The 7,630-nt window shown below is 38.3% G+C and carries 8 protein-coding genes, 1 tRNA gene and 1 pseudogene; 5 read left to right on the top strand and 5 right to left on the bottom strand.

Features of this window, described 5'->3' with window-relative positions; genetic code table 11:
- Nucleotides 1-26: 26 nt before the first annotated feature.
- Nucleotides 27-715 (top strand): annotated as a pseudogene (locus CWATDRAFT_RS27975) (IS1380-like element ISCwa5 family transposase); the annotation flags it as partial.
- A gap of 224 nt (nucleotides 716-939) precedes the next feature.
- Here the strand turns inward: CWATDRAFT_RS27975 and CWATDRAFT_RS27965 are convergent.
- From CWATDRAFT_RS27965 to CWATDRAFT_RS27955, 3 genes are all read right to left on the bottom strand, one after another.
- A complete protein-coding gene (locus tag CWATDRAFT_RS27965) occupies nucleotides 940-1,173 on the bottom strand; it encodes a mechanosensitive ion channel domain-containing protein (RefSeq protein ID WP_007308138.1) in 234 nt (77 codons plus the stop codon).
- Nucleotides 1,174-1,300: 127 nt separating this feature from the next.
- Nucleotides 1,301-1,942 (bottom strand): transposase, encoded by a 642-nt coding sequence (locus CWATDRAFT_RS27960; protein ID WP_007304956.1) that lies wholly within the window; start codon nucleotides 1,940-1,942, stop codon nucleotides 1,301-1,303.
- Between the two features lie 64 nt (nucleotides 1,943-2,006).
- The gene (locus tag CWATDRAFT_RS27955; protein ID WP_007308137.1) at nucleotides 2,007-2,588 is read right to left on the bottom strand and encodes a helix-turn-helix domain-containing protein; all 582 of its coding nucleotides are present in this window, start codon (nucleotides 2,586-2,588) and stop codon (nucleotides 2,007-2,009) included.
- A 147-nt stretch (nucleotides 2,589-2,735) separates the two neighbouring features.
- Here CWATDRAFT_RS27955 and CWATDRAFT_RS27950 point away from each other — a divergent pair, with 147 nt between their 5' ends.
- Both CWATDRAFT_RS27950 and CWATDRAFT_RS27945 read left to right on the top strand, forming a co-directional pair.
- Nucleotides 2,736-3,557, top strand: coding sequence for a pentapeptide repeat-containing protein (locus tag CWATDRAFT_RS27950; protein WP_007308140.1), 822 nt, complete (start codon nucleotides 2,736-2,738; stop codon nucleotides 3,555-3,557).
- Nucleotides 3,499-3,969, top strand: coding sequence for a TspO/MBR family protein (locus CWATDRAFT_RS27945; protein ID WP_007308141.1), 471 nt, complete (start codon nucleotides 3,499-3,501; stop codon nucleotides 3,967-3,969). Before CWATDRAFT_RS27950 ends, CWATDRAFT_RS27945 begins: the two co-directional genes overlap by 59 nt.
- A gap of 48 nt (nucleotides 3,970-4,017) precedes the next feature.
- On the opposite strand, the gene CWATDRAFT_RS27940 is transcribed toward CWATDRAFT_RS27945, so the two are convergent.
- Together CWATDRAFT_RS27940 and murA are read right to left on the bottom strand one after the other, a co-directional pair.
- The gene (locus CWATDRAFT_RS27940; protein WP_007308136.1) at nucleotides 4,018-5,022 is read right to left on the bottom strand and encodes an NAD(P)/FAD-dependent oxidoreductase; all 1,005 of its coding nucleotides are present in this window, start codon (nucleotides 5,020-5,022) and stop codon (nucleotides 4,018-4,020) included.
- A 90-nt stretch (nucleotides 5,023-5,112) separates the two neighbouring features.
- The gene (murA, locus tag CWATDRAFT_RS27935) at nucleotides 5,113-6,432 is read right to left on the bottom strand and encodes a UDP-N-acetylglucosamine 1-carboxyvinyltransferase (protein WP_007308135.1); all 1,320 of its coding nucleotides are present in this window, start codon (nucleotides 6,430-6,432) and stop codon (nucleotides 5,113-5,115) included.
- 214 nt (nucleotides 6,433-6,646) lie between these two features.
- On the opposite strand from murA, the gene CWATDRAFT_RS27930 reads away from it, so the two are divergent.
- Nucleotides 6,647-6,730 (top strand) — tRNA-Leu (locus tag CWATDRAFT_RS27930).
- 27 nt (nucleotides 6,731-6,757) lie between these two features.
- Nucleotides 6,758-7,543, top strand: a complete 786-nt coding sequence (locus CWATDRAFT_RS27925) for a TrmH family RNA methyltransferase (protein ID WP_007308142.1) — start codon at nucleotides 6,758-6,760, stop codon at nucleotides 7,541-7,543.
- The last annotated feature ends 87 nt before the right edge of the window (nucleotides 7,544-7,630 follow it).

Raw genomic sequence — 7,630 nt, 5'->3', positions numbered from 1 at the left:
CACTGAAGAATCTTCTATTTTTGTGAAATCAGCCTTTAGTTGATTATGTTATAGCTATGGGAACAAATGGCGTTCTTAAGTTACGAGCGGATGATGTAATTGAAAAAGCCAAACATGAATATGAAAAAAAACTAGCTCCAATAACTGAATTAATGGATAGTTTATTTCAGAAAAAAGAAGATTTAGAAGAAGTTAAAAAATTAGTACCAATTTCTACTTGGTATCGCTCTATTCGTTATAAAACAGAAAAGTCATGGAGTTGTCAAAGAAGAGTAGTGACAAAAGTTTGTTATGGAAGTGATGGCTTAAAAATGCGCCATGTGGTGACATCTTTGCCCGCTTCAAAAATTCCACCCTCAAAACTTTATACAAAAAAATACTGTCCGAGAGGCGAGATGGAAAATCGGATTAAAGAACAACAATTAGACTTGTTAGCTGATAGAACTTCAACTCAAACATTTCAAAGTAATCAACTAAGATTATGGATACATTCCTGGGCTTATGTTCTCATAAATGCTTTTCGTCAACACTGTTTAAAAAAACTTCATTGGCTAAAGCAACTGTGGGAAGAATACGTCTAAATCTTCTTAAGTTGGGAGCCAGAATAAAGATTAGTTGTAGAAGAATTATTATCGCTATAGCTAGTGCTTGTCCTTATCAAGATATTTTGTCTATTGCTAACAAAAGAATTAAAACTATTCCTAATACTGGATAAGTAGAATAAGTTGTTTTTTAAAAAAGATATCTATCATAAGTTGTTGACTGACTGATACTTTCATTTAGTCTTATTTATCGTGGAGAAAATCAAAAGTTAATATAATTATTCCCTCTTAAACTCAATTTTTGGATAATCAAAGTCAATTTTTTTATTCATCTATATTCAAAATTTCTATTAGTCCTAAAAATTATCATTTTTCATCTCTGGATTGGGCTTTCAAATTAATTTGTGAGAAATCCGGGTAAAGCAGTTTCTTTTAGTACCCGAATCACTTTATTAGGGGGATCATCATAGGAAAATCCAAATAAAAATCTTTCAACGTGTAAGGGGGTGGGACGATTATAATTAGTAAAGTTTCCTTGGGCTAAAATTGAATTAGGGATCACCACACTATCTTGATCACGAGTTTGTAAATAAACCGATCTCCAATTAACCTTAATTACGTAATTGCTCACCGCAATAAAGAATCTGTCTTGACAACATAAAGGTAAAATCGGGGATTTTTATGTATAGTGGGGGTTATGACCACAAATGCTACCATTGATTCAAAGCTAGTGCAGCTTAGCAAAAATAATCCACCAGTCACTTATGATCTTTAAAGCCCTTAAATTTCCAAACGAACGGCTTAGCAAAATGTTGATTAAAGTAATCAATAAAATTGATGATTTTTTGGGATAGTTCTTCAGTTGAACGGACAGTAATTCTTTTGAGTAAACGCCGGACTAAGATCGAAAACCAACACTCAATTTGATTAAGCCACGATGTATGTTTGGGAATATAAACAAAGCGAATTCGATGAGATTCATCTGATAAAAAATCTGCTCTGCTGTCCATAGATTGCAAAATCCCCTCCTTTCCTTTTCTCCCCAAATCAATAGTAATTCCACAGCTTTCTGCTACTAATTTGACTAAGCTTTCCGATTTATGAGTGTTGAGTTGATCTACAATAAAAATCCATTCTGCTTTTTCATCAATCTTAATCGTTCTCTGGATATGTTCAGAAAAATCTTGTTCTGTTCTTGTCGGTCCAATAGAGGGACTAACAACTTTTCCTCTTGCCACATCCCAGTTCGCAATCAAGCTTAAAGTTCCGTGTCTTTCATATTCAAATTCGATTTTTTCTACTTGTTTAGGCTTGATTCTTTTGTTCGGAAATAATCTCTCAAGAGCTTGAATCCCTGTCATTTCATCTGTACTAATTAAATGAATTCCTTGTTCTAACAAAGTTTTAGCTTCTTGATGAAGTTCACAGATATATTTGACTTGCTTTTTAAATTTTAAGGGATCATCAATTTTGGCATTTAACCAGTAACGAACGAGATGTGGTTGTAATGTCGCTTCTTTTTAAAAAACGCCCCACACTACGGGGGGAAATCTTTTCGACAATTCCTCTTTTTATGGCTTCATCCGCCAACTCTGAAGGTGTCCAATGGCTCACTGGTCTGTCTGATTTTTCACATTCTTCACAAGCGACCGCTACAATCTGGACTACTTGTTCGACCGTAAAGGATTTTGTTGTTCCAGGTCTTGGGCGATCGCTTAAAATTCCTTTGATCAAGACCATTAATGCTTTCTCCGTTACCTGTTGTTCTTCGGCGGCACTCAGTTTTTCTCTCTCCTCAAACCATCGCGATCGCCACTGACGCACTTGTACTCGGTCTAATTCTAATCTTCGAATAATCGAACTATTGCTCTCTCCTGATGCTGCGGCTAAGATTAGCTTGGCTCGTCTAACAAGGCGATAGGGGTTTGTTGTCCCTCTCACTATTTGTTGGAGTACTGTTTTCTGTAGGTTGGAGAGGTTAATTGGCAATGCTTTTATCATGGACATCAACTTCGAGATTCTTCCGTTAGTTTCATTGAAACACATTGTCGTGGCTAGTCACGAAAGTTTCTGTAAAAATCTGGTGGATTACTTTCGCCAAGCTGCACTAGATAGAATGTAGTAGGGAACTTTGGGCTAAAATAAGCCAGACTCAAAGCAAACTGAAAGTTTAAGGAAGCAGGAACAATAAAGATGAAAGTCCTAATCACTCTACTCCTGTTGACCATTGCTTTGTCATTCATGAACACTTCTAAATCTGACGTAAAAACTAGGTTATTAATAGCAAGAGAATGTGTTGGTTGTTTTCTAGAAAATGCAGATTTACAACAGTTAGATTTAGAAGGAGTTAATCTAGAAAATGCAAACTTGAAACAAGCTAATCTTCATCAAACTAACCTCAATAAAGCGAATCTCAAGAATGCCAATTTACAACAAACAAGGTTAACAGAAGCACAGCTAAAACAAGCAAATCTCACCAAAGCTAATTTATTTGAAGCCAACTTATCCAAAAGTAATTTGGAAGAAGCTACCTTAGAAGGAGCTAATCTTGTTAATGCAAATCTGGGAAAAAGTACGCTCAAAAATGCTAATCTTAGTAAAGCTTTATTAAAGGGAAGTAAGCTATGTAATTCTAACTTAGAAGGAGCAAACTTAGAACAAGCTGATCTATCAACCTATCAAGAATGGCCCACTTTTCTACATAGGGTTAATCTCCAAAAAAGCAATTTAAAACAAAGTAATCTACAAGGAGCATGGTTAGTTGATGCTCAACTCATGGAAGCGAATTTGCAAGAAACCAACTTCAACTATGCTAACCTCAAAGGGGCTAATTTAGCAGGAGCAAATTTAACACATTCTCGCTTAGATTCTGCTGTTTTAGAGCAAGTGAATTTTTGTGGTACAATTATGAGCAATGGAGCGATTTCTTTGAAAGGCTGTTCAGTTCAGGGAATTTATGATTTCTCCCCTAATAATTATCGCAAGCATTACTCTATTAATCGCAGTTTCGATTAACAGCATTTTTAAGAGTGATTACGGTTGGTTTAACCGTTTACGTCGTCCCCAATGGCTAACCTTTGAATGGGCGATACCTTTTATTTGGATATTCGTTTTTATTTGTGGGGTTTATTCAGCTTATCAACTGTGGATTAAAAAACCAGGAACTACGGAAACTTGGCTATTTATGGCCGGTTATTTATTATTAGAAGTTTTGGTTATGGCCTACACTCCTGTTATGTGTAAACTGCGTAGTTTACGAGCAGGTACAATCATCGGTGCAACTGGTTTTTTTTGGGGTTTAATTCTTGCAGTTTTCCTGTGGCCAATCTCACGGGAATCGGTGTTTTTATTGTTACCCTATTTATTATGGAGTCCCGTGGGAACTTATGTTACTTGGGAGATGATTTTTTTGAATCCTTTAGATTAACTCAATTAATACCAATTTCTGTTAGTAGGGGTTAACGGCCGTTAACCCCTACACACCCCCGTAATATTCTGCTGCTTTAATTCCTGATAAAATCGCTTTTTCCAAGGTTAAATGAAGATTGGGAGCGGGTGTTAAGGAAAAGGCATCCCCGGCAAGAATTAAGGAACCAGGGTTATCTAGGGCTAAAAATGACTCTCCATAGACGGTTTTTGGGTGACTGTAACGCCATCGATGGACTTGATAATTAATCACTTTTGAACCTAACCAAGTTGAAGCCAAGTTAAACAATTTTTCGGCAATTATCCCATCATCCGTCTGCCAATGATCATGACTAAATTCGGGAGTAGAATGTATTGTAACAGCAAACCCTTGGGGAGAAATCCCTTTTTTATGATTACAAGCAATACTAGCAAGACAAGAATCATCAAGTTTTAACCATCCCGAAGCAGGAATTAAACTTAACTCTTCGAGCAAGGCTAAAATAGTAATGCGAGGATGATAAACCACTTGTTCAAGACGAGATTTTATCAAAGAAGGTAAAGCAATCCCAGAATTTTCTAGTAAGGTTAAAAATTGAGGAATAGGAGCAGTTAGAATTAGGCGATCGCCCTGGAAAGATTGTCCATTTTCCGTTGCCACCGTCCAACCAGAATCACTGCTTTTAATGTTTATAGCTCTGGTTTGTAGATTAATATCCAAGTCTTTTGCTAAGTATTGCCCTAAACTACGATTACTCTCAACACCTCGATAATAGGATGTTTCAGGATCAATATCTTGGTGGGAATACTCTGTGACAACACCCTCAGCCAACCATTGAGCCAGCCATTTTTGCACCGTAGCATCCTCAACAGCAAAAAACTGCATACCATAGTCAAAAACCCCTATTGTCTCCTCTGAGTGACGAATACGGCGTGTTGCTAAACGCCCGCCAATTCCTCGCCCCTTATCAAGAATAGTGCTTTTAATACCGTTATTTTTGAGTACATTAGCAGCAATTAAACCACAAATTCCTCCACCAATAATAAGAAAATTGTTTTTCTGTTTCTGATTCATAGCAATTTATGTTAGTCACCTACGTAGGGGTCAACGGCCGTTGACCCCTACAGTATAAACATCTTCCGGTTTGGTTTTATCTACCGGTGTTTATGGTACTTTCGAGGTATGAGGCTGATCAACCCCTTGAACACGGCGAATATTAGCCCCTAATTTGCGTAATTTTCCTTCTAGGTTATCGTAACCGCGATCGAGATGGTGTAATCCTTGGACAATGGTTTTTCCTTGCGCTGCTAAACCAGCTAAGACTAAGGCAGCAGAAGCGCGTAAGTCAGTGGCCATAACTGGCGCACCAGAAAGAAAAGGAACCCCATTCACTAAGGCAATATTCCCTTTAACTCGGATATTTGCTCCCATGCGTTGCAACTCAGCTACATGGCGCAGACGATTTTCAAACACCGTTTCTGTGACCATACTACTACCTTCGCTTAAGGTTAATAAAGCCATAAATTGTGCTTGCATATCCGTGGGAAACCCAGGAAAAGGTAAGGTTTCGATGTCCGTTGCTCTTAAGGGAGCAGGAATCAATCTTAAGCGATCGCTTCCTTCAGTCACTACCTGGGGACCTACTTCCCGTAATTTAGCAATCACAGAGGCTAAATGTTCAGGAAACACGGGGCTAAGGCTGATTTCCGACTGGGTGATGGCTCCAGCTATTAAGAGGGTTCCAGCTTCGATGCGATCGGGAATCACAGAATAGTCCGTACTGTGCAAACGTTCTACTCCAGAAATAACAATTTTATTGGTTCCTGCACCTTTAATTATGGCTCCCATAGAACGACAGAAGTTTGCCAGATCGATAATTTCAGGCTCTTGCGCCGCATTTTCAATGATGGTTTCTCCTTCTGCTAAAGTCGCCGCCATCATAATAGTTTCTGTTGCCCCAACACTGGGACAATCTAAATAAATTTTCGCCCCCTGTAGTCGTTGACGACTTCCTTTAACACAAGCATGGACAACACCATGTTCAATGCGAACATCTGCACCCATGGCCTGTAACCCTCGTACATGGAGATCCACCGGTCTTGCACCAATAGCACAACCCCCCGGTAAAGGAACACGAGTCATACCTAAACGAGCCAGCAATGGACCAATAACAAAGAAACTGGCACGGAGTTGAGAGACTAACTCGTAAGGAGCTTGATCCTGTCCAATATCCTGAGCATTAATGTCAATCACATCACCATCTCTATGCAACTTGACCCCAATAGCTGCTAAAATTTGGGTCATGCGCTCAATATCAACCAAAGAAGGGAGATTTCTTAAGCGACAATCTTCTGAGCAAAGGATGGCACCGGCCATTAAAACTAAAGCGGAGTTTTTTGCCCCGCTGATATTCACTTCACCCTTTAAAGGGGTTTGTCCTTGAATTTCTAATACTGATTGTTGTTCTTCTAAATGGGTTGTCATAGATCGGTATATAAGAGTGTTTTACAGGTATAAATTCCAAAACTACTAATCTTGTATAGTTTTGGTGCAAATTCGCTTTCAATGTAACTTGAATGAATAAAAAAGTCTAGCTAAAGTTCCTTTTTTATCTCTCTTCTGTTAAGGATTTAAGACTTTCTCAAGAAATTGACTAATAGTTTAAGTCATGATATTGTGATAAGCTGGAAACAGAAATGCGGGACTGGCGGAATTGGTAGACGCGCTAGATTCAGATTCTAGTGTCCTTAAGGACTTTCGGGTTCAAGTCCCGAGTTCCGCATCCACCATCGCACCTTTACTGGTTTAAATGATCACAAGTATTCGTAATCCTTTAATTAAGCAGATTCGCAAGCTACATCGCACTAAAGGGAGACGAGAAGAAGGTCTGTTACTTTTGGAGGGCACTCATCTGGTGGAGACGGCTTATGAGGCAAATTGTTCCTTGATGACCTTATGTTATACGGAGCAATGGCGCACCCGTTATCCGCAATTGTGGGAAAATGTATCTAAGAAAGTGCAACGGTTAGAGTTAGTTTCCCTTGAGGTTTTGACTGCTATGACCACCACAATTAACCCTGATGGTGTGGTAGCAACCGCTTTGTTTGAACCATTTACCGAAGGGGAAATTACAGATTTTAGATTAGGATTAGTGATAGAAAGATTGCAAGATCCTGGCAATTTAGGAACGATTATTCGCACGGCTGCTGCAACTGGAATTGATGGGATTTGGTTGAGTGATGATAGTGTTGATGTTGATCACCCAAAAGTATTAAGAGCTTCTGCTGGTGCTTGGTTTCAAGTTCCTATATTTATCAGTTCAGACTTAAAAAGGATAGTGGAGAAATATAAAAATAATGGGTTTAATATTGTGGCAACTTTGCCTAATACTACTCAAACATACTGGCACTTACAGTTAACAAAACCTACCTTAATTTTATTGGGTAATGAAGGCTCAGGATTATCAGATTCCTTGGTCTCTCTAGCTAATGAAATTGTTAGTATTCCTTTAAGTGAAGGCATCGAATCATTAAATGTTGCCATTGCGACAGCATTAATCTTGTATGAAGCANAACGACAACAGATATTTAACTAATAGAGAAATTTACTGAACTAATGGCATTAATAAAATTACGCTCAAAAATAAATTCACCATAATCTGCCCAATCATCTAAACCTCACG

The organism is Crocosphaera watsonii WH 8501, from assembly GCF_000167195.1.
GTDB classification, from domain to species: Bacteria; Cyanobacteriota; Cyanobacteriia; order Cyanobacteriales; family Microcystaceae; genus Crocosphaera; species Crocosphaera watsonii.
Note: the sequence above shows the minus strand (reverse complement) of the source record. Positions and strands in the feature narration are given on the sequence as shown.

What these genes read in the sequence shown, in the direction of transcription:
- CWATDRAFT_RS27955 (WP_007308137.1), bottom strand. Translation starts at nt 2,588, where the DNA reads ATGTGTTTCAATGAAACTAACGGAAGAATCTCGAAGTTGATGTCCATG.
- CWATDRAFT_RS27950 (WP_007308140.1), top strand. Translation starts at nt 2,736, where the DNA reads ATGAAAGTCCTAATCACTCTACTCCTGTTGACCATTGCTTTGTCATTC.
- CWATDRAFT_RS27945 (WP_007308141.1), top strand. Translation starts at nt 3,499, where the DNA reads ATGATTTCTCCCCTAATAATTATCGCAAGCATTACTCTATTAATCGCA.
- CWATDRAFT_RS27940 (WP_007308136.1), bottom strand. Translation starts at nt 5,022, where the DNA reads ATGAATCAGAAACAGAAAAACAATTTTCTTATTATTGGTGGAGGAATT.
- murA (WP_007308135.1), bottom strand. Translation starts at nt 6,432, where the DNA reads ATGACAACCCATTTAGAAGAACAACAATCAGTATTAGAAATTCAAGGA.